We start from the raw sequence: 25340 nt of genomic DNA on the forward strand, positions 1-25340 counted from the left end.
CGATGCGTGCATCACGCGCTCTCGCAGTGGCCGCGGCCGCCATCGCGGCCGTCGGGCTCTCTGCCCCGATGGCCGCCGCGGGCGGCGACGTCGGCCAAGGGGGTCAGAGTGGAAGAGGACAGGGGGGCGACGGCGGAGTCCAGGTCCTCTCCGTCAGCCCGGAGGCTGTCCACCAGGGCGGCACCCTGACCATCACCGTCCGGGGTTGCAACCGCGGCGGAACGGTCACGTCCAACGCCTTCCCGCAGACCAATCTCTCCCAGCCCCGCAACGGCATCTCGACCGCCAGCGCACGGGTCAACGACAACGCAGCGCCGGGACAGTACAACCTGGCCGTCAGGTGCCACGACAGCCAGAACGTGGCGACCGCGCAGTTCACCGTGCTGGCGGCCCGCGGCGCGATGGGCGGCCTCGGCGGCTCGGTCGGCCCGAGCGGCACCGAAATGGCGATCGGCGGCGGACTCGTCGCCACGGCAGCCGTCGGCGGCTCCCTCTTCATCGTCCGGCGCCGCCGCATGATCAGCGGAAAGGTCTGACCGGCCGAACCTCCCGGTAGGCCGTAACCGCCCGTCGCCCCGAGTCCTGGCCAGGACTCGGGGCGACGGGCGGTTAGGGGGTGTCCGGCGGATCAGGGGGCGGGCGGGTGTCAGTGCCGGCGGCTCTCCGCGCGCCTGCGTACGACGAAGATGGTGCCGGTGGCCGCGGCCACGACCAGCGCGGTGCCCGCGGCGAGTTCCCCGGCGTTCAGCCCGCCGATGCTGCCGCCGAGCCCGCCCCTGACACCCGCGGGCGAGGTGGAGGTGGAGGTGGTCCTGATGGTCGGCGTGGACCGGCCGCCGCTGATGGTGAGGTTGAACGAGCCCGTGCCCTGCCCCGGGCAGTTGAACTGGACCGAGTACTGGGCGCCCGGGCGCGCGTCGAGGTCGACCGTGACCGTGGCCGAGGAGCCCGGGCTGATGCTGACGGTGTCGAAGACTCCGGAAGAGGCGGTGGAGGTCGTGTTGCACCCGGTGGCGGACAGGGTGACGCGGCCGCCCGGCGAGACGGTCGAGGGGGCGACGCTGAAGACGGGCGACGACACCTGGCTGTCGGCGGCCATGGCGATGGGGGCGGTCAGAGCGAGTGAGGCCACTCCCAGCAGAGCGGCGGATGCGGCACGTTTCGCGCGCATGGTCAGTCCTCCGGGTCTCCGAGGAGCAGCTGCGGAACCTGTTTCCACAAAATGCGGGGAATGCACCTCGATGCCCGAAACGCTAGAAGCGGGGGTTACACCCCGCGATCGCTGTAGCGCGAATGGGGCATCCGTGTCCCCCGTGCGGCGGACGGCCAGCGGGTGTCGCGGCGTTGTCCGGGTCGGCGGATGAGAAAGGAGGGGCGCAGTGGCCCGGGGCCGGGGTGTACTGGGCGGCTCAGGGAGTAGCCGTCCGTACAGACAGGGAGCGCAGGGTATGTCCGAGCTGTATCCGCCGATCGAGCCGTGCGAGCAGGGGATGCTCGATGTCGGTGAGGGGCACCTCGTCCACTGGGAGGTCTGCGGCAACCCCGAGGGCAAACCCGCACTCGTCGTCCACGGCGGCCCGGGATCCGGATGTTCCACCGGCGTACGCAGCTACTTCGACCCGGACCGCTATCGCGTCGTCCTGTTCGACCAGAGAGGCTGCGGACGCAGCACACCGCACGCAGCCGACCCCGCGTCCGATCTGACCCACAACACCACCGGCCATCTCCTCGGCGACATGGAGCGCCTGCGCGAGCACCTCGGGATCGAGCGCTGGCTGCTCTTCGGCGGCTCGTGGGGTTCGACGCTCCTTCTCGCCTACGCCGAGCGGTATCCGCGGAGGGTCTCCCAGATCGTCGTCAACGGGGTCACCACGACCCGGCGGTCCGAGATCGACTGGCTCTACCGCGGCGTCGGACGGTTCTTCCCCGAGGCATGGGACCGCTTCCGCTCCTTCGCCCCGGTCGCCGGCGACGAGGTCAATCCGGTGGCCGCCTACGCGCGTCTGATGGCGGACCCCGACACCCGCGTACGGGAGAGGGCCGCCGCCGAGTGGTGCCGCTGGGAGGACACGGTGCTGTCCATGGAACCCCAGGGCGTGCCCAGCCCTTACGGTGGCCGCCCGCCTGCCGCGCGGCTGGCGCTCGTACGGATCGCCTCCCACTACTTCGCGCACGGCGCCTGGCTGGAGGAGGGCGCCCTGCTGCGCGACGCCGGCCGGCTGAAGGGAATCCCGGGCGTGCTCTTCCACGGCCGGCTCGACCTGAGCAGCCCGCTCGACACCCCCTGGGAACTCATGCGCGCCTGGCCCGACGCGGAACTCGTGGTCGTCGACGACGCCGGGCATCAGGGCAGCCGGTCGATGCGGGCGCAGGTGCGCGGAGCACTGGACCGGTTCGGCTCCCTGAGTGACTGAAGGAACCTGTGGGGCAGTTGAGATCAAGCCATTCCGTTGTGGGGTGAATTCCCCTGATGGAAGCGGGTTTTCGGCGATTCGCGTTCGCGACCTCGGATATTTTTCCCGACGGGTTGAACACATCCCGCCCCGCTGTCCGTACCTAGGGCCATGAACACGGCGCACCCAGGCGTCGCAACAGGTTCGATGGACTAACGGGAGTGGACATGAACACCTGGCGTAACGCCTCGCTCGCGGTGACTGCGGCGGCCGTACTCGCGCTGACGACGGCGTGCGGTCAGGAAAAGGGCACCGAGACCCCCAACGGCCAGGCCGTCGGCGCCGTCAATCCCGCCCAGCCCGGCAGCGGCGGCTACGGCTCCGACTACGGTGCCGGTTCCGGCACCGCGGCCCAGGCGGCGGCCAAGCCCGCCGGCCAGCTGGCCGTGTGGGACAGCAAGGAGCTCGGCAAGGTCGTCACCGACAGCGCGGGCTTCACCCTCTACCGTTTCGACAAGGACACCGCCAGCCCGCCGAAGTCGAATTGCGAAGGCGAGTGCGCGAAGACCTGGCCCGTGGTGGCCGCCGGCGGTGCCTCGGCCGCTCCTGGCGTCGACCCCTCCCTGATCGGCGAGGTCACCCGGTCCGACGGCACCAAGCAGCTCACCATCGGCGGCTGGGCGATGTACCGCTACGCCAAGGACGCCAAGCCCGGTGACGCCAAGGGCCAGGGCGTGGGCGGCACGTGGTTCGCCTCCGCCCCCGACGGCAAGAAGGCCGCGGGCGGCGCCGGCGGTGGCTCGGACTCCGGCGAGGGCGGCTACGGCGACGGCGGCGAGGAAGCAGGCGGCGAGCAGGCGGATCTCGCGGGCCTCTCGGTCCGAAAGGACCCCAAGCTCGGCGAGATCATCGTCGACAAGAACGGGATGACGGTTTACCGGTTCATGAAGGACTCGGCATGGCCGATGAAGACCGCCTGCACGGGCGACTGCCTCAAGAAGTGGCCGGTTGTCGCCCCTGTGAACAAGAACAACACCGAGGGAATCCTCAAGAAGGGCTTTGTCACCTTCGACCGCCCGGATGGAATCAAGCAGCAGACCATCGACTGCTGGCCGATCTACACCTTCGCGGGCGACGCCAAGCCCGGTGACACCAACGGTCAGGGCGTTGGCGGCACTTGGTACGCAGTTTCTCCCGAGGGCAAGCCGGTCGGAGCGCCCAAGTAGTCCCCACGCTGCGCCTCCGGCCCGGTCGGCCCGTCTCACGCCCCCCGCGTGCAGGCGGGCCGGTCGTTATGTCAACACCCGTGCGGAGCAACACGTGTGACCAAGAACGGACCGCTAATTTCCGTTTGGGCTCGCTCTCCAGGCGGGCGATCAGTAGCCTCGGCTCGAACACTGGCCATGGACATGGCCGAACTCCCCCGTGGCGACTTGTTGGAGACATCGATGGAGCGTCCCGCCTGGGCCCCGCAGGGCATCGACATATCGGTGCCGAGCGTGTCCCGCATTTACGACTACTACCTGGGCGGTTCGCACAATTTCGAGGTCGACAGGGAAGCCGCCCGCAAGGCGATGGAGTTCATGCCGGGCCTGCCCAAGATCATGCAGGCGAACCGGGCGTTCATGCGCCGGGCCGTGAATTACGCGGTGAGCGAGGGCGTCACCCAGTTCCTCGACATCGGCTCCGGCATTCCGACCTTCGGCAATGTCCATGAGGTGGCGCAGCAGGCCAGCGCCGAGGCCAGGGTCGTCTACGTCGACCACGATCCGGTCGCCGTCGCGCACAGCCGGGCGGTCCTGGACGGCGACGAGCGCTCGGCCGTCGTCTCCGCCGATCTGCGCAAGCCGCAGCAGATACTCGACCACCCCGAGGTCGTCGGACTGCTCGACCTGGAGCGGCCGGTGGCGCTGCTCCTCGTCGCCGTACTGCACTTCGTCGAGGACGAGGACGACCCGTACAACGCCGTGGCCCTGCTGCGGGACGCGCTCGCGCCCGGCAGCCTCGTCGTCGTCACCCACGCCTCGTACGAGGGCATCCCGCTGTCCGAGGAGCAGGCGGGCGGTGCCGTCGGCGTCTACCGGAACATACGCAGCCCGCTGATCATGCGCTCGCACGAGCAGATCACGCGGTTCTTCGAGGGGTACGAGATGGTCCAGCCCGGCCTGGTGTCCATGCCGCACTGGCGGCCCGACACCCCCACCGAGCAGGAGGACCCATACGCCTTCTCGGGCTTCGCAGGGGTGGGGCGCAAGGCGTGATGGCGCCGGCGCAGGCGGCGGGTACCCCGGCGGACCCGGACAGCCTGGAGGACAGACTCCGCCGGTTCGCGACGATCTGGAGCCGTGCCGTGTTCCCGGTGACGGCCACGTCGCTGACCCGGCCCGAGGTCGAGGAGCATCTGCTGCCGCTGGCACGGAAGTTGAGCCAGTCGCTGCACGCGCGCCCCTTCGACCCGCAGAGCGCCCAGCGGATCGGGGCAGCCCTCATCGATGCCCACTGCACCCACCCGGAGGCGCTCAGCCGCACGCTGGGTGTCGTCGACGCCTATCTGGTGCTCTACTGCGGCAGCGGTGATCCCGAGCAGTCGGCCGAGGAGAGCCGGGCCCGCTGCGCGAAGCTGCAGCACGCGCTGGCCGCCGGCTTCGCCCAGGGGCTGCGCGAGCGCACCCTCGCCGAGCAGGAGGCCATCGCCCGCTCCTCGCTGCTGGCCCGCAGCGACGCCGTACAGGCGCTGCACGCGACCGAGGCCCGCTTCCGGGCGGTGTTCGAGGGAGCCGCGATCGGCATCGGGATCGCCGACCTCGAGGGCAATATCCTCGAGGTCAACGAGACCCTGACGAGGATGTTCGGCGGCCTCGAACACCATGTGCGCGGCCGGAAGGTGACCGAGTGGTCCCATCCCGAGGACAGGCCCCATGTCTGGGAGCTGTACCGGGAGTTGGTACGCGGCGAACGCGACGACTACCGCGTCGAGAAGCCGTTCTTCCGCAATGACGGCACGGTGCTATGGACCAATCTGACGGTCTCTCTGCTGCGGGACGCCGACGGCAAGCCGCAGTACCAGCTGGCGCTGATGGAGGACACCACGGAGCGCCGGCTGCTCAATCTGCGGCTGCGCTACGAGGCCACGCACGACGCCCTGACCGGGCTGCCCAACCGGACGCTCTTCTTCGAACGACTGGAGAAGGCCCTGTCCGGCGGCGAGGGCTCACGCTTCGGGCTCTGCTACCTCGATCTCGACGGATTCAAGGCGATCAACGACAGCCTCGGCCACGCGGCGGGCGACCGGCTCCTCGTGGAGGTCGCCGACCGGCTGCAGAGCTGCGCCACCGCGCAGGGCGAGATGGTGGCCCGGCTCGGCGGCGACGAGTTCGTGGCGCTGACCACCGGACCCGATACGCAGATCGGTGTCGACGAGCTCGCGGGCCGTATCCTCGGCGCGCTCGCATCCCCGATCCGGGTCGACGGACGGGAGTTCACGGTCCGCGGGAGCATCGGCATCGTCGAGGGCCCCGCGGGCGAGCGCACCCCCGCCGAGGTGCTGCGCAGCGCCGACATCACGATGTACCGGGCCAAGTCCGCGGGCGGCAACCGCTTCGAGCTCGCCGATCCTGAGGCGGACGCCCGCGCGATCACCCGGCACGGTCTGACCACCGCGCTCCCCGCGGCTCTGGAGCGCGGTGAGTTCTTCATCGAGTACCAGCCGCTGGTGCACCTGGGCGACGGAAGCGTGCACGGCGCGGAGGCACTCGTACGCTGGTGCCACCCGCAGCACGGAGTGCTGGGACCGGACCAGTTCATTCCGCTCGCCGAGCACACCGGACTGATCGTGCCGCTGGGCCGCTGGGTGCTCCAAGAAGCCGTACGCCAGGCCAGATACTGGCAGGAGCGCCACTCCGACGGCGGTCCGCTGCGGATCAATGTGAACCTCTCGCCCGCGCAGCTGCACCACCCGGGCCTGGTCGCCGACACCGTCGACGTCCTCGAACGCTCCGGCCTCGAACCGGGAGCGCTGTGCCTGGAGGTGACCGAGTCCGCGCTGATCGGCGCGGACGAGGACCTGCTCAAGCCGCTGCGCCAACTCGCCGAGATGGGCGTGGACATAGCGCTCGACGACTTCGGTACGGGGTACTCGAACCTGGCGAACCTGCGTCGGCTGCCAGTGAGCGTCCTCAAGCTCGACCGCTCCTTCACCCAGGGAATGCAGCGCCATCCGGCCGACCCCGTCGATCTGAAGATCGTCGAGGGGATCGTCTCGCTGGCGCACAGCCTGCAACTCGCGGTCACGGTCGAGGGGGTGGAGACGGGCGCGCAGGCGGAGCAGCTGCGGGAGCTCGGCTGCGACACGGCTCAGGGCTGGTACTACGCCCGCCCGGGCCCGCCGGACAAGCTGCACGCGCTGTCTCTGGCGGACGCGGTGTGACCTGGCCGTCCAGTAGCCGTAGCTAACGCACCGCCGCCCGCGAGCCGAGCAGCACCCGCTGCAGCTCGCGGGCCGCCCGCGGCGGCGCCACGTCGCTGCGGTGCGCGAGCGCGATCGTACGGCGCAGTCCCGGCCGGGCGAGCGGTGTGACCCGCAGGTCGCGGCCGGCCCGGTCGGCGACCATGCTCGGCACCACCGCGACGCCGAGCCCCGCCCGTACGAAACCGAGCACCGCGTCCATCTCGCCGCCCTCCACGGTGAAGCCCGGCTCGAAGCCCTCCGCGCGGCACGCGGCCACCGTCAGCTCGCGCAGGTCGTAGCCGTGCCGGAACATCACCAGCGGCTGATCGCGCAGATCGGCGATCCGCACCGGGCTCCGCGGTCCGGGCACCGATGCGGACGACACCACCACCAGGTCCTCGCGCAGCAGCTCGACCGTGGTCAGCGCGGGTGAAGCGGGCGGCAGCGGCAGCACGATCAGGGCCAGATCGAGTGAGCCGCGCGCCAGCTCCCGTACGAGATCGTGCGAACCGCTCTCCTCGATCAGCAGCTCGATGCCCGGATGCAGGTCGTGGAAGGCGCGCAGCACATCGGGGAGCAGCCCGGTGCAGAGGCTGGGTGTCGCGCCGAGCCTGACCCGGCCGCGGCGCAGCTGCACCAGCTCCTGCACCTCGTGCCGGGCGGTGTCGGCGTCGGCGAGGATCCGGCGGGCCAGCGGCAACAGCGCCTCGCCCGCGTCCGTGAGCGCGATATTGCCGCGGGCCCGGCTGAACAGCTCGGCGCCCAGCTCCTTCTCCAGCGCCCTGATCTGCTGGGAGAGCGACGGCTGGGAGACATGGACGCGCTCGGCGGCATGGGTGAAGTGCCGGGTCTCGGCGACCGCCACGAAGTAGAGAAGCTGCTGGAACTGCATGGACCCACGATAGGCCAGGGCTATGGAGATGAGCCGGATCATGTCTTGGACCTCTGGAGGGTCCCGGCCCTAGCGTTCCAGGTATGGCTCTGGCAACGCGGACGGATCGAAAACCGTCGCCCACGCGCACCTTCTGGGGATCGACGGTCGGCAAGAAGACGGTGATGGCCGTGAGCGGCCTGATCATGCTCGGCTATCTGGTCGCGCATGTGATGGGCAACCTCAAGGTCTTCTTCGGGGCGGGGGAGTTCAACGCCTACGGCCACTGGCTGCGCACTATGGGCGAACCCGTGCTGCACTACTCGTGGGGTCTGTGGATCGTCCGCGTCGTGCTGCTGGCGGCCGTCGTGGGGCACGCGGTCTCGGCGTACCAGCTCAGCAGGCGGGACCTCAGGGCGCGGCCGGTGCAGTACGCGCACAAGCGGCGCCGGGCCAGTTACGCCACCCGCACCATGCGCTGGGGCGGGATCATCGTGGCGCTGTTCATCGTCTGGCATCTGCTCGACCTGACGACGCTGACGGTGAACGAGAACGCCGAGCCGGGCCATCCGTACGAGAACGTCGTCGCGACCTTCTCCACCTGGTACGGCAACGTCATCTACATCGTCGCGATGCTCGCCGTCGGACTGCACGTCCGCCACGGCTTCTGGAGCGCCGCCCAGACCCTCGGTGTCGGCAACGCCACCCGCGACCGCGCGCTCAAGACCGTCGCCAATGTCCTCGCGCTGGTGCTCACCGCGGGGTTCATCTCCGTACCCGTCGCCGTCATGACAGGAGTGGTGGGCTGACATGAGCCGTCTCAACTACACGGTCGGCGCTCCCCTCGCCGACACCAAGGCGCCCGAAGGGCCTGTCGCCGAGCGCTGGGACCGGCGGCGCTTCGAGGCGAGGCTGGTCAACCCGGCCAACCGCCGCAAGCACACCGTCATCGTCGTCGGCACCGGCCTCGCGGGCGGCGCCGCGGGCGCGACACTGGCCGAACAGGGCTACCACGTCGAGCAGTTCTGCTACCAGGACTCCCCGCGCCGGGCCCACTCCATCGCAGCCCAGGGCGGCATCAACGCGGCCAAGAACTACCGCAACGACGGCGACTCGATCCACCGTCTCTTCTACGACACGGTCAAGGGCGGCGACTTCCGCGCCCGTGAGTCCAACGTGCACCGGCTCGCCCAGATTTCGGTCGAGATCATCGACCAGTGCGTGGCCCAGGGCGTGCCCTTCGCCCGGGAGTACGGCGGACTGCTCGACACCCGCTCGTTCGGCGGCGTCCAGGTCTCCCGTACCTTCTACGCCCGCGGCCAGACGGGTCAGCAGCTCCTGCTCGGCGCCTACCAGGCCCTGTCGCGGCAGATCGCCGCAGGCACCGTGACCATGCACGCCCGTACCGAAATGCTCGATCTCATCGTCGTCGAGGGGCGGGCCCGCGGCATCGTCGCCCGCGATCTGATCACCGGGAAGATCTCCAGCCACTTCGCCGACGCGGTGGTCCTGGCCTCCGGCGGCTACGGCAACGTCTTCTATCTGTCGACCAACGCCATGAACTCCAACGCCACCGCCATCTGGCGCGCCCACCGGCGCGGCGCGTACTTCGCCAACCCCTGCTTCACCCAGATCCACCCGACCTGCATCCCGCGCACCGGCGACCACCAGTCCAAGCTGACACTGATGAGCGAGTCGCTGCGCAACGACGGCCGCATCTGGGTGCCCGCGGCGAATGGTGAGGGCCGGCCGCCGAACGAGATCCCCGAGGACGAGCGCGACTACTACCTGGAGCGGATCTATCCGTCCTTCGGCAATCTTGTCCCCCGCGACATCGCCTCGCGCGCCGCGAAGAACGTCTGCGACGAGGGCCGCGGGGTGGGACCCGGCGGGCAGGGCGTCTATCTGGACTTCGCGGACGCGATCTCGCGGATGGGCCGCAAGGCGGTTCAGGAGAAGTACGGCAACCTCTTCGACATGTACGAGCGGATCACCGCCGAGAATCCGTACGAGGTGCCGATGCGGATCTATCCCGCCGTGCACTACACGATGGGAGGGCTCTGGGTCGACTACGACCTGCAGACCACCGTCCCGGGGCTCTTCGCGATCGGCGAGGCCAACTTCTCCGACCACGGCGCGAACCGGCTGGGAGCGTCCGCGCTGATGCAGGGCCTGGTGGACGGGTACTTCGTCCTGCCGTCCACCATCAACGACTATCTCGCCCGCAACCCGAACACCGAGAGCGTCGACGCCTCGCACCCGGTGGTGGCAGAGGTGCTCGCGGAGACCGAGGACCGGCTGAACCTGCTGCTCGCGGTCGACGGCGACCGCACGCCCGACTCCTTCCACCGCGAACTGGGCGAACTCATGTGGGAGTTCTGCGGAATGGCACGTACGGACGCGGGCCTGCGCAAGGCTCTGGAGCGCATCCCGCTGATCCGCGAGGAGTTCTGGCGCCGCATCAAGGTGCCCGGCACCGGTCAGGAGTTCAACCAGTCCCTGGAGAAAGCCAACCGCGTCGTCGACTATCTGGAGCTTGCCGAGCTGATGTGCCTCGACGCACTGCACCGTTCCGAGTCCTGCGGCGGCCACTTCCGCGAGGAGTCCCAGACGAAGGACGGCGAAGCCGCCCGCCGTGACAAGGAGTTCTCGTACGTGGCTGCCTGGGAATTTCGGGGGTCCGGGGGTCGTCCCCCGGGAGAGCACAGCACCGGGGAAGCCCCCGTTCTGCACAAGGAAGACCTGGTCTTCGAGTACGTTCACCCCACCCAGCGGAGCTACGCATGAAGCTCAACCTGCGCGTCTGGCGCCAGCGGAACGCCGAAGCGCCCGGCGCCATGGCCACGTACGAGGTCGACGGGATCTCCAAGGACATGTCCTTCCTGGAGATGCTCGACACCCTCAACGAGGAACTCATCCTGCGCGGAGAGGACCCCGTTGCCTTCGACCACGACTGCCGCGAGGGCATCTGCGGCGCGTGCAGCCTGGTCATCAACGGTGATGCGCACGGCCCCGAACGCACCACCACCTGCCAGCTCCACATGCGGTCCTTCCAGGACGGCGACACCATCGACGTCGAGCCGTGGCGTGCCTCCGCCTTCCCGGTGGTCAAGGACCTGGTGGTGGACCGCAGCGCCTTCGACCGGATCATCCAGGCCGGCGGCTACATCACCGCCCCCACCGGAGCGGCACCCGAGGCCCATGCCACGCCCGTCCCCAAGCCGGACGCCGACTTCGCCTTCGAGCACGCCGAGTGCATCGGCTGCGGCGCGTGCGTGGCGGCCTGCCCCAACGGCTCGGCGATGCTCTTCACTTCGGCGAAGATCAACCATCTCAATGTGCTGCCACAGGGCGCGCCCGAGCGCGAGACGCGCGTGCTCGACATGGTCGCGACGATGGACGAGGAGGGCTTCGGCGGCTGCACCCTGACCGGCGAATGCGCCACGGCCTGCCCGAAGGGGATCCCGTTGCCGTCCATCGCCGCGATGAACAAGGAGTGGCTGCGGGCGAGCCGGAAGGTCCGCCGCTGAGCCATGAGATCCGGACAGCTTCCCGGTGTGAGGCCGCGCACGTCTTCCCGATGTGAGCAACAAACTCTTCACGCAACTGTCACATCCGCCGCAGAATTTACGTCTCTGGCGGCAACGGGACGCGCAGACAGCAAGATCAACCTTGTTCAACGCTGCACTGCGTATCGCGACATGTCCGCATAGCAGCGAGCCAATTCCCGGCGATTTCCCCGGAGTTCGGGTGAACCGGTAGGCATGGAGCCGGGTCACGGGTGCCGACCACGCCCGTGACCGACCGAACCGAACCACCGAAACATCTGGGGGTATTTGCCATGCCTGAACTCACCCGCCGACGCGCCCTGGGCGCCGTCGCAGGAGCGGCCGCCGCCGTGGCCGTAGCGGGCACAACGGCCGCTGCCGCGCGTACCGGGCGGACCGTCTCCGCTCCCTCGGCCGAACCCGCCTCGTTCGACGAGGTCTTCCAGGGCCGCCGTATACAAGGCGCGCCCTCCGAGGCGAGCGGGCATCACGGAGGCGGACACCACGGGGGCGGACACGGCGGCGGACACGGGGGCGGCTTCGCCGTGCACATCGACGGCAAGGAGCTGCATGTGATGCGCAACGCCGACGGCACCTGGATCAGCGTCGTCAACCACTACGAGACGTTCGCCACGCCCCGCGCGGTGGCCCGCGCTGCCGTCGCCGAACTCCAGGGCGCCGCCCTCGTCCCGCTCGTCACCACCTGATCCAGGAGCCCGCACCGTCATGACCGTACGCAAGAACCAGGCGCAGCTCACTGCCACCGAGAAGCGCCGCTTCGTCGACGCGCTGCTCGAACTCAAGCGCAATGGGCAGTACGACACCTTCGTCACCACCCACAACGCCTTCATCATGGGCGACACCGACAACGGCGAGCGGGTCGGCCACCGCTCGCCCTCGTTCCTGCCCTGGCACCGCAGGTTCCTCATACAGTTCGAGCAGCAGCTCCAGGCCGTGGACCCCTCCGTGGCGCTCCCGTACTGGGACTGGACCGCCGACCGCACCGCCGCCTCCTCGCTCTGGGCGGCCGACTTCCTCGGCGGCACCGGGCGCAGCAGGGACGGCCGGGTGACGGACGGCCCGTTCGCCTTCGCGGCCGGCAAATGGCCGGTGAGCATACGCGTGGACGGCCGCGACTATCTGCGCCGGGACCTCGGCGCCGGGGGCCGTCAGCTGCCGACCCGGGCCGAGGTGGACTCCGTACTCGCCATGGCCACTTATGACGCTCCGCCGTGGAACAGCGCCTCGGACGGCTTCCGCAATCACCTGGAAGGCTGGCGCGGCGTCAATCTGCACAACCGGGTCCATGTCTGGGTCGGCGGCCAGATGGCCACCGGAGTCTCGCCCAACGACCCGGTGTTCTGGATGCATCACGCCTTCATCGACAAGCTCTGGGCCGAGTGGCAGACACGCCACCCCGACTCGACCTATCTCCCGGCCGCCGGCACGCGCAATGTCGTCGATCTGCGGGAGACCATGCGCCCCTGGAACGACGTGACCCCGGCCGACATGCTGGACCACACCCGCCACTACACCTTCGACACGGCGGCGTAGGCGATACAGCGCCCAAGCGGGTCGTGGGGGCTGTGCACGGCGGACGACTTTAGGCGTTCGCGCTGGTCAGCCCCGCGATCCGGGCGAGCCTGCGGAAGGAGTTCAGCAGGGCCTCACGGTCGTACGTACTCGTCGTGACCAGTACTTCGTCGGCGCCGCTGTCCTTGACGACCGCCTCCAGCGCGTCCGTGACCTGCTCCTCGGTGCCCGCGATGTGGCCGGCGAGCCCGGACTCGTAGAACTGGCGCTCCCGGGCCGTCATCGTCATTGCGTCGATCCGCTCCGGCGGAGAGAGCGGCGGGAAGACCCCGTGCGTCCGGGAGTACGCCAGCGACCAGGCCTCCGGCATCAGCAGCCGGTGCGCCTCCCGCTCCGTGGCGGAGACGACGACCGTGCCCGAGACGACCACGTACGGCCGCTCGGACCAGGAGGACGGCCGGAAGTCCCGGCGGTAGCGGTCGATGGCCGCGAGCATCCGGTCGCGGCCCCGTATGTCGCCGATGACCAGCGGCAGGCCGGCGGCGGCCGCGATCTGTGCTCCTTCGCCGGTGGCCAGAAGATACGGCGGGACCCGCAGGCCCTCCGCGGGGCGGGCATGCACCTGCGGATGCGCCGTCTGCCGGCCGTCGAACCAGCCGAGCAGTTCTTCCAGCTGCCCGGCGAAATCCTCGGCGTCCTGCTTGTCCCGGCCCAGGGCCTTGCGTATGCCGTCCGTGAAGCCCACCGAGCGGCCGAGCCCCATGTCGATCCGGCCGGGGAAGAGCGCTTCGAGGACCCCGAACTGCTCGGCCACGACCAGCGGTTGATGGTTCGGGAGCATCACTCCGCCCGTGCCGACACGGATCGTCGAGGTCGCGGCGGCGACCGCGGCCGCGAGAACAGTCGGCGCGGAGCCCGCCACTCCGGGCACGCTGTGGTGCTCGGAGACCCAGAAGCGGTGGTATCCCAGCGCTTCCAGCTCCTGGGCGAGACGCACCGTGTCCCGCAGAGCGGCGGGCTCGTCGTGCCCCTCGCGGGTGCGGGAACGGTCCAGTACGGAGAGGCGGGTCGACTCGATCAATGCGCTCACACAGGGTTCAACGTCCGCGCCGCGCGAGGATTCCCCAGGTGCATGGATCACGAGCGACGCGGGCCGCACCTGAGGGTCCGTACGGGTGAGCCCTCAGGCGCCCGGGTGTCCGTGCGGCCGGCCTGTCAGCTGCCGTCCTCGAGCCGGAATCCGACCTTGAGCCCGACCTGCCAGTGCTGGATCTGCCCGTCGACGATCTGGCCGCGGACCTCGGTCATCTCGAACCAGTCGAGAGCGCGGAGGGTCTGGGACGCCCGGTGGATGCCGTTGCGGATGGCCTGGTCAATGCCGTCGGGCGAGGTGCCGACGATCTCGGTGACCCGGTAGGTGTGATTCGACATGTGTGTCGCACTCCTCTCGATGCGTTCACTCCACGGTGCCCCACCGGGAGGCGGCGCGCGAGGCGTCGGGGCCCGGACGGTCGTCCGAGGCAGTGCCGAGCGCCGTCCGGGCGCGGCGGTGGAGCGACGGTCGGCGCCGAGTCCGGGGCCGAGGGTGCGCTCGGAGGGATCGCGTCGCCGGGACGCCGGTCCTCGGCGAGAGCGAGGCGTCGACCATGGTTTCCGACCGCCGGCTTCTCGTCTTCGCAGGTCAGAGCTTCTCCAAGGTGATGCACCGTCAGGTGAAGACGTAATTGTCGCGGCTGAAACATCGCCTCGGCGTGTTGTGCAGTCCAACGAGTGATATTCGGGCCTTCGCCACTCGAAGGGCCCAGGGTCTCCCTCGATTGCGGTGGTGTCGACTGGTGCTGAGCCGTGATCGGGCTGACGGTGGATCATGTCGTACTGCGATCCGATGAGCCGACGAAGTGTCAGCCTTCGCAGCGCGGCGAAAGGAAAGTGCCTCATGCGCTCTGCCCGCACACTGTTCGCCTCGGCCGCCGTGACGGCGGTCCTCGCCATCACCGCGCCCGCTGCGAATGCCATCACGTTGGACGAGGACTACGGGCAAGACAGCTCCTCCTCCAGCAGCGGCTACGGCAAGACCGGCAAGCAGGACTCCACCGCGCAGGACTCCACCGCGCAGGACTCCTCCACAGCGGCCGACCCGTCGGCGAAGAAGGAGTCCTGGAAGAAGGAGTCGGCGACCGGAGACTCCGCGACGACCGGCGAGTCGGCGGCCGGAGACTCGGCGACGACCGGCGAGTCGGCGACGACCGGAGAGTCGGCGAAGAAGGAGTCCTGGAAGAAGGAGGCGCCGGCGACGACTGGAGAGTCGGCGACCACTGAGGAGTCGGCGGCCGCCACTGGAGAGTCGGCGACGACTGAGGAGTCGGCGACGACCGAGGCGCCGGCGAAGAAGGAAGCCTGGAAGAAGGACAAGCCGTGGGGCGGTGTCCACACCGGTGGTGGCGCCCTGGCCAAGCTCGTGGCCGAGGACTGGGGTCAGGACAGCGGCTCCTCCTCGGAGAGCGGCAGCTCCTGGAAGAAGGAGAAGCCGGCGGGCGGCGTCCACGCCGGTGGCGGCGGTCTGGCCGAGTCCGGTGGCGGCCTGGCCGCAGGATCCCTCCTGCTGCTCGGCGGCATCGGCTTCGCTGCGTACACGCTGCGCCGCCGCAACGCGACGAGTGGCGCGGTGGCTTGATAGCCCGGGCCACCCGTAGTCACTTCCCGCCGCGGCCGCCGTCCTTCCCGGACGGTGGCCGCGGTGGCTGGTTCTCCCCGGGCTGGTTCTCAGAACACGCCCCAGCAACCCCCGCGCGGCCGTCCGCTCGCGACCCACCGGCCCACGTCCACGAAAGGCACGCCCCCATGGCCGCCCTGCAGTCCCCCGGCCCGAACCCGCCCGCGTCCGCACCCCGTTCCTTCGGCCGCTCGATGCTGTGGGCCATCGCCTCGATCGGGCTGGGCGTCATCGTCATCCTCAACTCCTCCGGATCCTCCGCGGACAGCGTTGCCCAGGTCGTCCCTCCGGTGGTCGCCGCCCCGCCCACGTACGGCCCGGTCGCGTCGCCCGTCGGCGAGCTGGTGCTGCCCCGTTCCGCGCCGAAGCGGCTCTCGATCCCACAGATCGGCGTCAACGCCCCCTTCACGACCTTGTCCATCGGCAAGTCCGGGCGGCTCGACGCACCGCCCGCCAACGACAGCAACCTGGCCGGCTGGTTCGCGGGAGGCGTCTCGCCCGGGGAGCGCGGCGCTGCGATTGTCGCGGGCCATGTCGACACCAAGACCGGCCCGGCCGTGTTCGTGCAGCTGCGTCTGCTCAAGCCCGGGGGCAAGGTCGCCATCACCCGCGAGGACGGCACGGTCGCCTCGTTCGTGGTCGACTCCGTCGAAAGCTTCAGCAAGGCGCGCTTCCCCAATGAGCGGGTCTACGCCGACACCCCGAACCCGCAGCTGCGTCTCATCACCTGTGGGGGCTCGTACGACCGAAAGAAGAAGGACTACACCGAGAATGTGGTGGTGTTCGCCCATCTCGACTCCGCGTAGCGCGCATGAGCGGGCCGCCTGACGTGTCCTGGCACCTGCGGCGGGCGGCGCGTGCAAGGCCCCCAAGCGGATCGCCGAAGCCCTCGCTCCTCACTGAACCGACGGCTCTCCTTACCCTGCGTGCCAGGTCCCCGGCACGCCATTCCCCGGCATTCAGCCGTCGCACATCCACTCTCCGCCGGGCGGTCATGTCGAATCCAGCCAGCCACGGAAGAAGTAAGGAGCCGGGCCGCCGCACCCGCGGTCCGTCCCCTTCCGTCCGGCACAGGAGACCGTCATGCCCGCATCGCCAGCTGTCGTCCCCGCCCCACTCGCCGCCCCGCTCGCCGTCCCCGCGCAGCTCCCCACCCAGCTCGCCGCGCCCCTGGCCTCGCCCGCCCCCGGGCCTCTGCGTGAGGGGGACGAGCAGCGCTACGTCGTCTCGCTCGCCCGCGACCAGGAGGACGTACGGGCCGCGCAGCGCCTGCGGCACCAGGTGTTCGCCGGTGAAATGGGCGCCAGGCTGGAGGGGCCCGAGCCGGGTCTGGACATCGACGCCTTCGACGCGTACTGCGACCACCTCCTCGTGCGCGAGGCCGAGACCGGAGAGGTCGTCGGCACCTACCGCCTGCTGCCGCCCGACCGCGCCCGGGTCGCGGGCCGGCTCTACTCCGAGACCGAGTTCGACCTGGCCAGGCTCGCCCCCATCCGCGACGACCTCGTCGAGGTCGGCCGCTCCTGCGTCCACCCCCTGCACCGCAACGGCGCCGTCATCGCCCTCATCTGGGCCGGGCTCGCCCGCTACATGACCCGCACCGGCCACAACTGGCTGGCCGGCTGCTGCTCCATCCCGCTCGCGGACGGCGGCACCCTCGCCGCGGCCACCTGGGACACGGTGAAGGCCAAGAACCTCGCCCCCGAGGAGTACTGGGTCACCCCGCACAAGCTGTGGAACCCCGACTCCGTCGCCCGCCTCGAGGGCCGCACCGAGCTGCCCGCCCTGCTCCGAGGCTATCTGCGGCTCGGCGCCTGGGTCTGCGGAGCGCCCGCCCACGACCCGGACTTCGGTGTCGCGGACCTCTATGTGCTGCTCTCGCTGCGCCGCACCAACCCGCGCTACCTGCGCCACTTCCTCTCCCTCGCCCCGGTGCGATGAGCGTCTGGCTGCCCAGCGCGCCCTGCACCCCGCGGGGCTGCGCGACCCATCACGGCCCGGCGGCGGGCTCGCTCAGGGCCGCCGCCCGGCTGCTCGCCGGCATCGCGACGGTCCTCGCCGGTCTTCTGCTCGGGCCGGTGGTCGCGCTGCTCGCGTTGGTACTCGGAACCCGGTTCCGCCATCTGGCTACCCGCTGCTGGGCGCGTGCGGTGGTACGCGCCTTCGGCGTCCGCGTCCGGGTCGTCGGCGCGGGCCGGACGCCGAGCACCGGGGGATCCCTGGTCGTCGCCAACCACATCTCGTGGCTGGACATACCGCTGATAGCGGCGGCCCTGCCCGGACGGATGCTGGCCAAGAGCGAGGTCCGGCGCTGGCCGGTGCTCGGACCGCTGGCCGCTCGCGGCGGCACATTCTTCCTGGAGCGCGACCGGCTGCGTACGCTGCCCGGCACGGTCCGCGAGATGGCGTCCGCGATGAACGGCGGCGCGCGCGTCATAGCCTTCCCCGAAGGCTCCACCTGGTGCGGCCGGGCCCAGGGCCGCTTCAGGCCCGCAGTCTTCCAGGCCGCACTGGACGCGGGCGCGGACGTCCGGCCCGTACGCATCAGCTATCTGCCCACCGGCGCCGCCGCCTTCGTCGGGGAGGACTCGCTGACCGCGTCCCTGTGGCGGGTCGTGGCGGCGGGCGGGCTCACCGCGGAGATCCGGCTGCTGCCGGCCATCCCCGCGGGGAGCTGCCCCGACCGCCGCTCACTCGCCCGCGCGGCTCAGCTGGCCGTCGCCAGAGAGAGTGCGAACCTGCCTTCTGTGTCCGTCCACCAGTTCGTCAGCTCGAGTTCCGCCGCGGCCAGTTCGGTCCGTACACCTTCCTGACGGAACTTCGCCGACACCTCCGTACGCATCTCCTCGCCCGCTTCGAACGGCACCACGAGATCCAGCTCGGGGATCTTCACGGTCACTGCGGAGCGCGCCCGCAGCCGCATCTCGATCCACTCCTGCTCGCGGTCCCACAGCGCCACATGCTCGAAGTCGTCGGGGTCGACGTCCGCATCCAGCTCACGCGCGATGACGGACAGCACGTTCTTGTTGAACGCGGCCGTCACCCCGGCCGCGTCGTCGTACGCCCGCACCAGCACGTTCTCGTCCTTCACGAGATCCGTGCCGAGCAGCAGCGCGTCGCCGGGGTCCATCATCGAGCGCACGCTGTGCAGGAACGCCGCGCGCTCCGCGGGCAGCAGATTGCCGATCGTGCCCCCGAGGAAGGCGATGAGCCGCGGTCCCGGGGTGCCGGGCAGGGTCAGACCGCGGGTGAAGTCGGCGATCAGGGCATGGACATTGAGCGAGGGCCGCTCGGCGAGCAGCGCCTCGGACGCGCCGGTCAGCGCGCTCTCGCTCACGTCGACCGGCACATACGTGTGCAGCTGAGGCAGCTCGTCCAGCAGATGCCGGGTCTTCTCCGAGGAGCCCGAGCCCAGCTCCACGAGGGTGCGCGCCCCGGTCGCCGCGGCGATCTCGGTCGAGCGGGCGAGCAGGATCTCGCGCTCGGCGCGGGTCGGGTAGTACTCGGGGAGCCGGGTGATCTCCTCGAAGAGCTCGCTGCCGCGGGCGTCGTAGAACCACTTGGGCGGCAGCGTCTTGGGCGTACGGGTCAGACCGTGCAGCACGTCCGCGCGCAGAGCGGCGTCGGTGGCGTCCTCGGGCAGGGTTCGGGTCAGCAGGAACGGGCTCACGCGGGTGGCTCCTTGAGCGGGGTCAGAAGGACATCGGTGCGGGTCGCCGCCAGCAGGGTGCGGTCGGGGACCTCGCTCCAGTGCGGATCGTCGTCGTAGGGCTCCGAGGCGACGACCGTGCGGCGCCCGGGCTCGGCCAGATACCAGAGCGTGTCGCCCCACGCGGTGGCCGCGACGGTCTCTCCGTCGGTGAGAAGCAGATTGAGCCGGGAGCCCGGCGCGGCCTCGCCGACCTCGCGGACCGTGTCGGCCAGCGCCTGGCCGAGCTCGTCGCCGTCGCGCAGCCGGTGCAGCACCAGCGCCCACACCAGCGCGGAGTCGCACCGTGCCTCCAGCGACAGCAGCTCGGCCGCGGGCAGGGTCAGAGCGAGCTGGGCCAGCGAGCCGGGCCAGCCCTTGACCGCGCCGTTGTGGCTGAACAGCCACGGCCCGGCGGCGAACGGCGCGGCCGCCGCCTCACCGTCCGCGCCCGCCTCGGTGGCGTCGCGGACGGCGGCGAGCAGGGCGCCGCTGCGGACCACGCGGGCGAGATCGGCGAAGGAGAGATCGGCCCAGATGGGGCCAGGGCGCCGGTACCGGGCGGGCGCCGGGTCGCCCTCGGCGTACCAGCCGACGCCGAAGCCGTCGGCGTTGACGGTTCCGTGCCGCTGGTGACGCGGTGCCCAGGACTGCCTGAACAGCCCGTGCGCGGGCTCGACGAGCAGCTGCCGAAGCGGCAGCGGCGGGCCGAGAAAGGCGATATGGCGGCACATCAGGCCGACTCCTCCCGCACGTGTGCGTCGCGTGCCGTACGGAAGCCGGAGAAGATCTGACGGCGCACCGGAAGGTCCCAGTTGCGGAAGGTGCCGCGACAGGCCACCTGGTCGACGGCGAACGACCCGCCGCGCAGCACCTTGTGCGCACTGCCGAAGAACACCTCGGAGTACTCGGGGTACGGGAAGGCCGCGAAGCCCGGGTAGGGCAGGAAGTCGCTCGCCGTCCACTCCCACACATCGCCGATCAACTGCCTGATCCCGAGCGGCGATTCCCCCTCGGGATAGCTGCCGACCGGGGCGGGCCGCAGATGGCGCTGGCCGAGGTTGGCGTACGGGGGCTTCGGATCCTCGTCGCCCCACGGGAAGCGGCGCGAGCGGCCCGAATCGGGATCGTGGCGGGCGGCCTTCTCCCACTCCTCCTCGGTGGGCAGCCGCCGCCCCGCCCAGCGGGCGTACGCATCGGCTTCGTACCAGCTGACATGCAGCACCGGCTCGTCCGCCGGCACCGGCTCGGTCACCCCGAAGCGGCGCCGCAGCCACTGGCCGCCCTCGCGCCGCCAGAACAGAGGCGCGGCGATGTCGTGCTGACGGATCTGCTCCCAGCCCTCGGCCGCCCACCAGCGGGGATCGGTATAGCCGCCGTCCTCGATGAAGGCCTGGTAGGCGCCGCAGGTCACGGGCACGGTGTCGATGAAGAATCCCTGAACGACGCGCTGGTGCGCGGGCCGTTCATTGTCCAGCGCCCACGGCTCGGTCGATGTACCCATCGTGAACGGGCCGCCCGGAACGAGGACTTCGGCGGGCAGGCCCTGCGCGCTGCCGGCCGGCGGCTCGGGCGCGGTGAGGGCCGCGGGCCCCTTGCGCAGCTGATGCGTGATCAGCATCGTCTCGTCGTGCTGCTGCTCGTGCTGGGCGATCATCCCGAAGGCGAAGGCGGCGTCGATAAGCGGCCGGCCCTCCAGGGGGGTGCTCTCCAGGACGTCCAGGACCCTGCCGCGCACATCGGAGGCGTACGCGCGCGCCTCGGCCGGGGCGAGCAGCGGCAGCGTGGGCCGCAGGGCCCGCGGATGCTCGAAGGCGTCGTAGACCGAGTCGATCTCGGGGCGCAGCGCCTCACGTCCGGCGACGGTGCGCAGCAGCCACTGCTCCTCCTGGTTGCCGATATGGGCCAGGTCCCACACCAGCGGGGACATCAACGGCGAATGCTGGGCGGTCAGTTCATGGTCGTCGACGCACGAGGTGAGCGTGGCCGTACGGGCTCGGGCGGCGGTCAGCGCGTCCAGGGCGCGGAGCCGGAGGTCTTCGGTCATCTGATCGGTTCCTTCCCGAGGGAGGGGATGCGCAGCTCGTCGGCAGGACATCGACCCCGCAGGACGTAGTGCTCGTTGAATGCGGCGACGGCGTCCTGTACGGCGGGGGACGCGCCGATGCGGGGGAGCGCCTCCAGGGCGACGGCGAAGCAGGTTGTGGCGGCGGCGTGCAGTTCGGGGTCGGCCAGTCCGTGCCGTGCGGCGTTGGTCCACAGCGGATTGCGCGGCGCGGGCCGCGAACCTGCGTACTCCGCCAGTGGTTTCACGACGCGGTAGACCGTCTCGGCGGCCTCGGGGTCGTCGAACAGGGCCGTGGTGACCGCGAGCGGCACCATCCAGCCGTCGTCGCCCGGCTGCGCGTCGATCATGCGCAGTTCGAGATGCCCCCGTGGCCGCACGGGCGGGAAGAGGGTGGTCAGGTGGTAGTCGAGATCCTGCCGGGTCGGCGGGCGCACGACGCCGGAGCGTATCCACTGACGGAAGGTGAGCCCGTCGGGCAGCTCCCACGGGTCGCCGTCCCCCCGTATGCACATCACCGGTGCGTCCAGCGCGTGCGCGGTCCAGGCGGAGCGCGGTTCCACGCCGAGGGGCGGTGCGAGCGGCCGTACGGCATCCAGCGAGGACCATACGGCCTGCCGGGTCGAGCGCCAGCCGGTGTACCGCCCGCCCTGTACGGGCGAGTTGGCGAACGACGCCATCAACACCGCGCCGAGCAGGTGCGCGAGCTGCCAGCGACGACCGTGCCCGAGCGGGCCCGGCTCCTCGGCACCGGCGTCCAGGCACACCTGGACCGAGGCGGAACTGCACATCATGGCGCGGCCGGACGCACCTGTCCGGTCGAAGTACGCCTCCATGGCGTCATAGCGGGGTTCGTGGAGCAGCCTGCGCGGCGGATTGAGGGGATCGAGCCCGATTCCGCTGAGAGTGAGGCCTGCCGGGCGGAGCGCGGTGCGTACGGCGTCCAGATCGGCGGCGACAGAGTCGATGCACTCCATCAGGGAAGCGGCGGGGGGCGAGCTGAGCTCCAGCTGTCCGCCGGGCTCGAAGGTGAGGGCCGAATTCAGTTGTAGAGCACGTATCTGGTCGTGGGCCGCGACGAGACGGCCGGCGGGGACGGGGCGATCGGGCCGCTCCAGCTCATGGACGAGCCATTCGACCTCCACGCCCACGAAGCGGGGCGGGCCGTTCTTGAAGCAGATACATCGGAGCAGATCCTCTGCCTCTGCTTCCTCGATGGGGTGGCCGAAGCTTCTTGCATCGGGTGGGTGCATGTCCGGTTCCTCTTTCAAAGGCACTCTGCCAACCTAAAGCCAAGGCCGCCGGTTCGCACAAGAGTGCCCGTTGGATGTTCGTGGGACGTAAGAAATCCGATTGCCGCGCCCGCGGCAGAACGCCCACGATGTCGCCATGAGTGCACGACTGCGGGGGATCGCACGGCAGACCGAAGAGATCGTCGAGACCGGCCACTACCTGGCCTCCGACGGCCGGACGGTGGACATCGGTCGGGAGCTGGCCGCCGCACTGGCGGGGACCCGGATGTACGGACCCGAGGCCGTGGACGTCGTGCCGGACACCGACCGCACGACATCCTTCGAGGTCACGGGGGAGAGCAGCACCGAGGCGGCCCGGCGTCTCACCGCGACCGACAGCGGCCCCGTCGCCGTTCTGAACTTCGCCTCGGCGCGCAATCCCGGCGGCGGCTATCTGAACGGCGCGCAGGCCCAGGAAGAGGCGCTCTGCCGGGCCTCGGCGCTCTACGCCACGCTCCTGCGCGCCCCCGAGTTCTACGACCACCACCGCGCCGAGCGCAGCCCCTTCTACACCGACCGGGTCATCCACTCACCGGGCGTCCCGGTCTTCCGCGACGACCGCGGACGGCTCCTCGACGAGCCATGCACCGTGGGATTTCTGACCTCGCCCGCGCCGAACGCCGGGGTGATCACAAGCCGGACCCCCGACCAGGCGCACCGCATCCCGGCCGCGGTCGCCGCGCGCGCCGAGCGTGTGCTGGAAACAGCGGCCGGGGAGGGCTACCGGCGCCTGGTGCTGGGGGCCTGGGGCTGCGGGGTCTTCCGCAACGACCCCGCGGTGGTCGCGGCCGCGTTCCACGCCCTGCTCACTGAGGACGGCCGCTTCGCGGGCCATTTCGAGCAGATCGTCTTCGCCGTACTGGACCGTAGCTCCGCCGGGCCGACGCTCGGGGCCTTCCGCCGGGCCTTCGCCGGTCAGCTCCAGCCGTAGCGCTCCCGCAGCCGGTGCACGACCCGGTCGAAACGCGGCCGGTCCAGCGCGCACGCCTCACGGCGCATACCCCGCTCGTGCACCCGCAGCACCCGGTCCAGATCCACCCAGGACTCGCGTCCCGCACGGTCCCACGGACCGACGCCGATCGCCACCCACTCACGGTCCCGGTCGTGGCGCTTGCTGGACAGCTGCACGGCCAGCAGCGTTCCGGCCTCCTCACGGGCCACCACCAGGACCGGACGGTCCTTGCCGCGTCCGTCCATCTCCTCGAACGGCACCCAGGTCCAGACGATCTCGCCGGGGTCGGGATCGCCGTCGCGGTCGGGGGCGTACGAGGTGCGGACCGGGCCGACCTCGGCGGGATCGGCCTCGGTGGTGGCCGCGGGGCCGGACTGGCCGGGCAGGTCGGAAGGGCTGTCGGATGCGTCAGGGGAGATCGTCACCCGCCACACGGTAGGACCTGCCCGATCCTTCCCGCAGGGCGGGTGCCGCCCTCATTCCTTCGGCTCGTCCGTCACGGCCATCGGCATTCGCCCCCTTCGTCCGGTGCCGTCCGGCGCCGGCTGATCGGGAGTGTCCTCCTCATCGGGCCCGGCTCAACTGCCGTACACCGCCGAGACATAGACGGTGCGCGGCGGCACACGTTCCACCGTCGTCACCACCGTCCCCGTCTCGATCCGGTCCTTCGCGGACGCCGGATACGCGAGGAAATGCTCGGCCCCGCCGCGGATACGGACGATGCTGTGCGGCACTCGTTTCCGGCCATCTGCCAGACCCCGTGCGGAGCCGTTCTGGAAAGATGCCGAGAGCGATGAGCCAGTCACCCAAGCAGTCCGCAGAACGCCCCGTTCCGACCAGTGCCGACGTCGCCCGGCTGGCCGGTGTTTCCCGGGCCACCGTCTCCTACGTGCTCAACAACACCTCCGCCGTACGGATCAGCGAGCCCACCCGCCGCCGCGTCCGCGAAGCCGCCGAAGAGCTCGGCTATGTGCCCCACGCGGCCGCCCGCAGCCTGCGCGCCGGGCACACCCGGATGGTGCTCCTCCCCACCGCGCACTTCCCCGTGGGGCCGCTCTACAGCCGCTTCTTCAACGAGCTCCAGTGGGCGCTGCGCCGCCTCGACTACACCGTCGTGCAGTACGGCAGCCTCGGCCTCGCCGGCGACGAGGCGGCCAGGGCCTGGGCCGAACTGCGTCCCGTCGCGGTCGTCTCGCTCGGCGAGGTCGCGCTCACCCCGTACGGCGTCGACGTCCTCAAACGCTCCGGCGCGAAGGCCGTCATCACCCTCGGACCGCAGCGAGTCGAGGGGGCGCACTCCCTCGTCATGGACCAGAGCGAGATCGGCCACTGCGCCGTGGCCCATCTGGTCGGGCGCGGCCGGCGTGCCATCGGCGTCGTCATGCCGCAGGAGAGGGGCCTGGAGCTGTTCTCCGAGCCCCGCCTGGAAGGTGCCCGGCGGGCCGCGGCGGGTACGGGCGCCAGGATCGAGCCGCTGCCCCTGCCGTACGACGAGGAGTCGGCCGCCGGGCTCGCCGCCCGCTGGCGCGTTCTCGGTCTCGACGCCGTCTACGCGTACAACGACGAGTACGCCATGCTCCTGATGCGGGCCCTGCAGGATGCGGACATCGATGTCCCCGCAGGGACTGCCGTGATCGGTGCGGACGATCTGCTGCTCGGAAGGCTGCTGCGGCCGCGGCTGAGCACGGTGCAGATCGACATGGTGACCGGTCAGCGGCTCGCCGAACTCCTCGACCGTGTGGTGCGTGACCCCGGCGTCGAGCCGGAGCGGCACGATCTGATGGGGGCGCGGGCACTGCTCCGCGAGTCCAGCTGACCCGCGCGCCCCACGCGCCTCG

The 25340-nt window shown here is 70.6% G+C and carries 26 protein-coding genes; 16 read left to right on the forward strand and 10 right to left on the reverse strand.

The window, feature by feature from the left end:
- Window positions 1-2 precede the first annotated feature (2 nt).
- Window positions 3-536 carry a hypothetical protein gene (locus tag OOK40_RS20880; RefSeq protein WP_266483939.1) on the forward strand — a complete coding sequence of 178 codons (534 nt, stop codon included), beginning with the start codon at window positions 3-5 and terminating at the stop codon, window positions 534-536.
- A 110-nt stretch (window positions 537-646) separates the two neighbouring features.
- Here OOK40_RS20880 and OOK40_RS20885 read toward each other — a convergent pair whose 3' ends face one another.
- Window positions 647-1171 (reverse strand): hypothetical protein, encoded by a 525-nt coding sequence (locus tag OOK40_RS20885; protein WP_266483942.1) that lies wholly within the window; start codon window positions 1169-1171, stop codon window positions 647-649.
- A gap of 277 nt (window positions 1172-1448) precedes the next feature.
- Between OOK40_RS20885 and pip the strand changes: the two genes are divergently transcribed.
- The 4 genes from pip (at window position 1449) to OOK40_RS20905 (ending at window position 6819) form a co-directional block, all read left to right on the forward strand.
- Window positions 1449-2414, forward strand: coding sequence for a prolyl aminopeptidase (gene pip, locus OOK40_RS20890; RefSeq protein WP_266483945.1), 966 nt, complete (start codon window positions 1449-1451; stop codon window positions 2412-2414).
- A 206-nt stretch (window positions 2415-2620) separates the two neighbouring features.
- Complete coding sequence (locus OOK40_RS20895) at window positions 2621-3619, forward strand: SCO0930 family lipoprotein (protein WP_266483948.1); 999 nt, start codon at window positions 2621-2623, stop codon at window positions 3617-3619.
- 222 nt (window positions 3620-3841) lie between these two features.
- Window positions 3842-4654: an SAM-dependent methyltransferase gene (locus OOK40_RS20900; RefSeq protein ID WP_266483950.1), complete on the forward strand. Its 813-nt coding sequence runs from the start codon at window positions 3842-3844 to the stop codon at window positions 4652-4654.
- Window positions 4651-6819, forward strand: coding sequence for an EAL domain-containing protein (locus tag OOK40_RS20905; RefSeq protein ID WP_323136082.1), 2169 nt, complete (start codon window positions 4651-4653; stop codon window positions 6817-6819). Before OOK40_RS20900 ends, OOK40_RS20905 begins: the two co-directional genes overlap by 4 nt.
- A gap of 22 nt (window positions 6820-6841) precedes the next feature.
- On the opposite strand, the gene OOK40_RS20910 is transcribed toward OOK40_RS20905, so the two are convergent.
- Window positions 6842-7732, reverse strand: coding sequence for a LysR family transcriptional regulator (locus OOK40_RS20910; protein ID WP_266483955.1), 891 nt, complete (start codon window positions 7730-7732; stop codon window positions 6842-6844).
- Between the two features lie 83 nt (window positions 7733-7815).
- Between OOK40_RS20910 and OOK40_RS20915 the strand changes: the two genes are divergently transcribed.
- The 5 genes from OOK40_RS20915 to OOK40_RS20935 all read left to right on the forward strand — a co-directional run bounded on the left by OOK40_RS20915 (window position 7816) and on the right by OOK40_RS20935 (window position 12813).
- Window positions 7816-8520, forward strand: a complete 705-nt coding sequence (locus tag OOK40_RS20915; protein ID WP_266483958.1) for a succinate dehydrogenase — start codon at window positions 7816-7818, stop codon at window positions 8518-8520.
- 1 nt (window position 8521) lies between these two features.
- Window positions 8522-10498, forward strand: coding sequence for a fumarate reductase/succinate dehydrogenase flavoprotein subunit (locus OOK40_RS20920; protein WP_266483960.1), 1977 nt, complete (start codon window positions 8522-8524; stop codon window positions 10496-10498).
- The gene (locus OOK40_RS20925; RefSeq protein WP_266483962.1) at window positions 10495-11241 is read left to right on the forward strand and encodes a succinate dehydrogenase/fumarate reductase iron-sulfur subunit; all 747 of its coding nucleotides are present in this window, start codon (window positions 10495-10497) and stop codon (window positions 11239-11241) included. Before OOK40_RS20920 ends, OOK40_RS20925 begins: the two co-directional genes overlap by 4 nt.
- A 311-nt stretch (window positions 11242-11552) precedes the next feature.
- Entirely contained in the window at window positions 11553-11966 is a 414-nt protein-coding gene (locus tag OOK40_RS20930; RefSeq protein ID WP_266483964.1) for a tyrosinase cofactor, read from the forward strand.
- 19 nt (window positions 11967-11985) lie between these two features.
- Window positions 11986-12813: a tyrosinase family protein gene (locus OOK40_RS20935; protein ID WP_266483966.1), complete on the forward strand. Its 828-nt coding sequence runs from the start codon at window positions 11986-11988 to the stop codon at window positions 12811-12813.
- 49 nt (window positions 12814-12862) lie between these two features.
- Here OOK40_RS20935 and OOK40_RS20940 read toward each other — a convergent pair whose 3' ends face one another.
- Together OOK40_RS20940 and OOK40_RS20945 are read right to left on the reverse strand one after the other, a co-directional pair.
- On the reverse strand, window positions 12863-13882 hold the full coding sequence (locus OOK40_RS20940) for an LLM class flavin-dependent oxidoreductase (RefSeq protein WP_266483968.1): 1020 nt from the start codon (window positions 13880-13882) through the stop codon (window positions 12863-12865).
- Between the two features lie 125 nt (window positions 13883-14007).
- Window positions 14008-14223 carry a dodecin gene (locus OOK40_RS20945; RefSeq protein WP_266483971.1) on the reverse strand — a complete coding sequence of 72 codons (216 nt, stop codon included), beginning with the start codon at window positions 14221-14223 and terminating at the stop codon, window positions 14008-14010.
- Between the two features lie 505 nt (window positions 14224-14728).
- Here OOK40_RS20945 and OOK40_RS20950 point away from each other — a divergent pair.
- The 4 genes from OOK40_RS20950 to OOK40_RS20965 all read left to right on the forward strand — a co-directional run bounded on the left by OOK40_RS20950 (window position 14729) and on the right by OOK40_RS20965 (window position 18318).
- Window positions 14729-15466 carry a hypothetical protein gene (locus OOK40_RS20950; protein WP_266483973.1) on the forward strand — a complete coding sequence of 246 codons (738 nt, stop codon included), beginning with the start codon at window positions 14729-14731 and terminating at the stop codon, window positions 15464-15466.
- A gap of 167 nt (window positions 15467-15633) precedes the next feature.
- On the forward strand, window positions 15634-16311 hold the full coding sequence (locus OOK40_RS20955; protein ID WP_266483975.1) for a class F sortase: 678 nt from the start codon (window positions 15634-15636) through the stop codon (window positions 16309-16311).
- 277 nt (window positions 16312-16588) lie between these two features.
- Window positions 16589-17446 (forward strand): GNAT family N-acetyltransferase, encoded by an 858-nt coding sequence (locus OOK40_RS20960; protein ID WP_266483977.1) that lies wholly within the window; start codon window positions 16589-16591, stop codon window positions 17444-17446.
- On the forward strand, window positions 17443-18318 hold the full coding sequence (locus tag OOK40_RS20965; RefSeq protein ID WP_266483980.1) for a 1-acyl-sn-glycerol-3-phosphate acyltransferase: 876 nt from the start codon (window positions 17443-17445) through the stop codon (window positions 18316-18318). The genes OOK40_RS20960 and OOK40_RS20965 overlap by 4 nt, the downstream gene beginning before the upstream one ends.
- Here OOK40_RS20965 and egtD read toward each other — a convergent pair.
- From egtD to egtA, 4 genes are read right to left on the reverse strand one after another with little or no spacing between them, the layout of a single operon-like run.
- Window positions 18213-19175, reverse strand: a complete 963-nt coding sequence (egtD, locus tag OOK40_RS20970; RefSeq protein ID WP_266483983.1) for an L-histidine N(alpha)-methyltransferase — start codon at window positions 19173-19175, stop codon at window positions 18213-18215. The two genes, OOK40_RS20965 and egtD, sit on opposite strands and share 106 nt — an antisense overlap.
- The gene (gene egtC / locus OOK40_RS20975; RefSeq protein WP_266483986.1) at window positions 19172-19927 is read right to left on the reverse strand and encodes an ergothioneine biosynthesis protein EgtC; all 756 of its coding nucleotides are present in this window, start codon (window positions 19925-19927) and stop codon (window positions 19172-19174) included. The genes egtD and egtC overlap by 4 nt, the downstream gene beginning before the upstream one ends.
- Window positions 19927-21240: an ergothioneine biosynthesis protein EgtB gene (egtB, locus tag OOK40_RS20980; RefSeq protein ID WP_266483989.1), complete on the reverse strand. Its 1314-nt coding sequence runs from the start codon at window positions 21238-21240 to the stop codon at window positions 19927-19929. The genes egtC and egtB overlap by 1 nt, the downstream gene beginning before the upstream one ends.
- Window positions 21237-22511: an ergothioneine biosynthesis glutamate--cysteine ligase EgtA gene (gene egtA, locus OOK40_RS20985; protein WP_266483993.1), complete on the reverse strand. Its 1275-nt coding sequence runs from the start codon at window positions 22509-22511 to the stop codon at window positions 21237-21239. The genes egtB and egtA overlap by 4 nt, the downstream gene beginning before the upstream one ends.
- 136 nt (window positions 22512-22647) lie before the next feature.
- Between egtA and OOK40_RS20990 the strand changes: the two genes are divergently transcribed.
- Entirely contained in the window at window positions 22648-23481 is an 834-nt protein-coding gene (locus tag OOK40_RS20990; protein ID WP_266483997.1) for a TIGR02452 family protein, read from the forward strand.
- Here OOK40_RS20990 and OOK40_RS20995 read toward each other — a convergent pair.
- Both OOK40_RS20995 and OOK40_RS21000 read right to left on the reverse strand, forming a co-directional pair.
- Complete coding sequence (locus OOK40_RS20995; protein WP_266484000.1) at window positions 23466-23927, reverse strand: type II toxin-antitoxin system PemK/MazF family toxin; 462 nt, start codon at window positions 23925-23927, stop codon at window positions 23466-23468. The genes OOK40_RS20990 and OOK40_RS20995 overlap by 16 nt on opposite strands.
- Before the next feature lie 153 nt (window positions 23928-24080).
- Complete coding sequence (locus tag OOK40_RS21000) at window positions 24081-24236, reverse strand: hypothetical protein (protein WP_266484525.1); 156 nt, start codon at window positions 24234-24236, stop codon at window positions 24081-24083.
- Between the two features lie 59 nt (window positions 24237-24295).
- Between OOK40_RS21000 and OOK40_RS21005 the strand changes: the two genes are divergently transcribed.
- Complete coding sequence (locus OOK40_RS21005; RefSeq protein ID WP_266484002.1) at window positions 24296-25318, forward strand: LacI family DNA-binding transcriptional regulator; 1023 nt, start codon at window positions 24296-24298, stop codon at window positions 25316-25318.
- Window positions 25319-25340: the final 22 nt, after the last annotated feature.

Origin of the sequence: Streptomyces sp. NBC_01481, from assembly GCF_026339995.1 — a bacterium.
Classification (GTDB): Bacteria; Actinomycetota; Actinomycetes; order Streptomycetales; family Streptomycetaceae; genus Streptomyces.

What these genes read in the sequence shown, in the direction of transcription:
- OOK40_RS20880 (WP_266483939.1), top strand. Translation starts at nt 3, where the DNA reads ATGCGTGCATCACGCGCTCTCGCAGTGGCCGCGGCCGCCATCGCGGCC.
- OOK40_RS20885 (WP_266483942.1), bottom strand. Translation starts at nt 1,171, where the DNA reads ATGCGCGCGAAACGTGCCGCATCCGCCGCTCTGCTGGGAGTGGCCTCA.
- pip (WP_266483945.1), top strand. Translation starts at nt 1,449, where the DNA reads ATGTCCGAGCTGTATCCGCCGATCGAGCCGTGCGAGCAGGGGATGCTC.
- OOK40_RS20895 (WP_266483948.1), top strand. Translation starts at nt 2,621, where the DNA reads ATGAACACCTGGCGTAACGCCTCGCTCGCGGTGACTGCGGCGGCCGTA.
- OOK40_RS20900 (WP_266483950.1), top strand. Translation starts at nt 3,842, where the DNA reads ATGGAGCGTCCCGCCTGGGCCCCGCAGGGCATCGACATATCGGTGCCG.
- OOK40_RS20910 (WP_266483955.1), bottom strand. Translation starts at nt 7,732, where the DNA reads ATGCAGTTCCAGCAGCTTCTCTACTTCGTGGCGGTCGCCGAGACCCGG.
- OOK40_RS20915 (WP_266483958.1), top strand. Translation starts at nt 7,816, where the DNA reads ATGGCTCTGGCAACGCGGACGGATCGAAAACCGTCGCCCACGCGCACC.
- OOK40_RS20920 (WP_266483960.1), top strand. Translation starts at nt 8,522, where the DNA reads ATGAGCCGTCTCAACTACACGGTCGGCGCTCCCCTCGCCGACACCAAG.
- OOK40_RS20925 (WP_266483962.1), top strand. Translation starts at nt 10,495, where the DNA reads ATGAAGCTCAACCTGCGCGTCTGGCGCCAGCGGAACGCCGAAGCGCCC.
- OOK40_RS20930 (WP_266483964.1), top strand. Translation starts at nt 11,553, where the DNA reads ATGCCTGAACTCACCCGCCGACGCGCCCTGGGCGCCGTCGCAGGAGCG.
- OOK40_RS20935 (WP_266483966.1), top strand. Translation starts at nt 11,986, where the DNA reads ATGACCGTACGCAAGAACCAGGCGCAGCTCACTGCCACCGAGAAGCGC.
- OOK40_RS20945 (WP_266483971.1), bottom strand. Translation starts at nt 14,223, where the DNA reads ATGTCGAATCACACCTACCGGGTCACCGAGATCGTCGGCACCTCGCCC.
- OOK40_RS20950 (WP_266483973.1), top strand. Translation starts at nt 14,729, where the DNA reads ATGCGCTCTGCCCGCACACTGTTCGCCTCGGCCGCCGTGACGGCGGTC.
- OOK40_RS20955 (WP_266483975.1), top strand. Translation starts at nt 15,634, where the DNA reads ATGGCCGCCCTGCAGTCCCCCGGCCCGAACCCGCCCGCGTCCGCACCC.
- OOK40_RS20960 (WP_266483977.1), top strand. Translation starts at nt 16,589, where the DNA reads ATGCCCGCATCGCCAGCTGTCGTCCCCGCCCCACTCGCCGCCCCGCTC.
- OOK40_RS20965 (WP_266483980.1), top strand. Translation starts at nt 17,443, where the DNA reads ATGAGCGTCTGGCTGCCCAGCGCGCCCTGCACCCCGCGGGGCTGCGCG.
- egtC (WP_266483986.1), bottom strand. Translation starts at nt 19,927, where the DNA reads ATGTGCCGCCATATCGCCTTTCTCGGCCCGCCGCTGCCGCTTCGGCAG.
- egtB (WP_266483989.1), bottom strand. Translation starts at nt 21,240, where the DNA reads ATGACCGAAGACCTCCGGCTCCGCGCCCTGGACGCGCTGACCGCCGCC.
- egtA (WP_266483993.1), bottom strand. Translation starts at nt 22,511, where the DNA reads ATGCACCCACCCGATGCAAGAAGCTTCGGCCACCCCATCGAGGAAGCA.
- OOK40_RS20990 (WP_266483997.1), top strand. Translation starts at nt 22,648, where the DNA reads ATGAGTGCACGACTGCGGGGGATCGCACGGCAGACCGAAGAGATCGTC.
- OOK40_RS21005 (WP_266484002.1), top strand. Translation starts at nt 24,296, where the DNA reads ATGAGCCAGTCACCCAAGCAGTCCGCAGAACGCCCCGTTCCGACCAGT.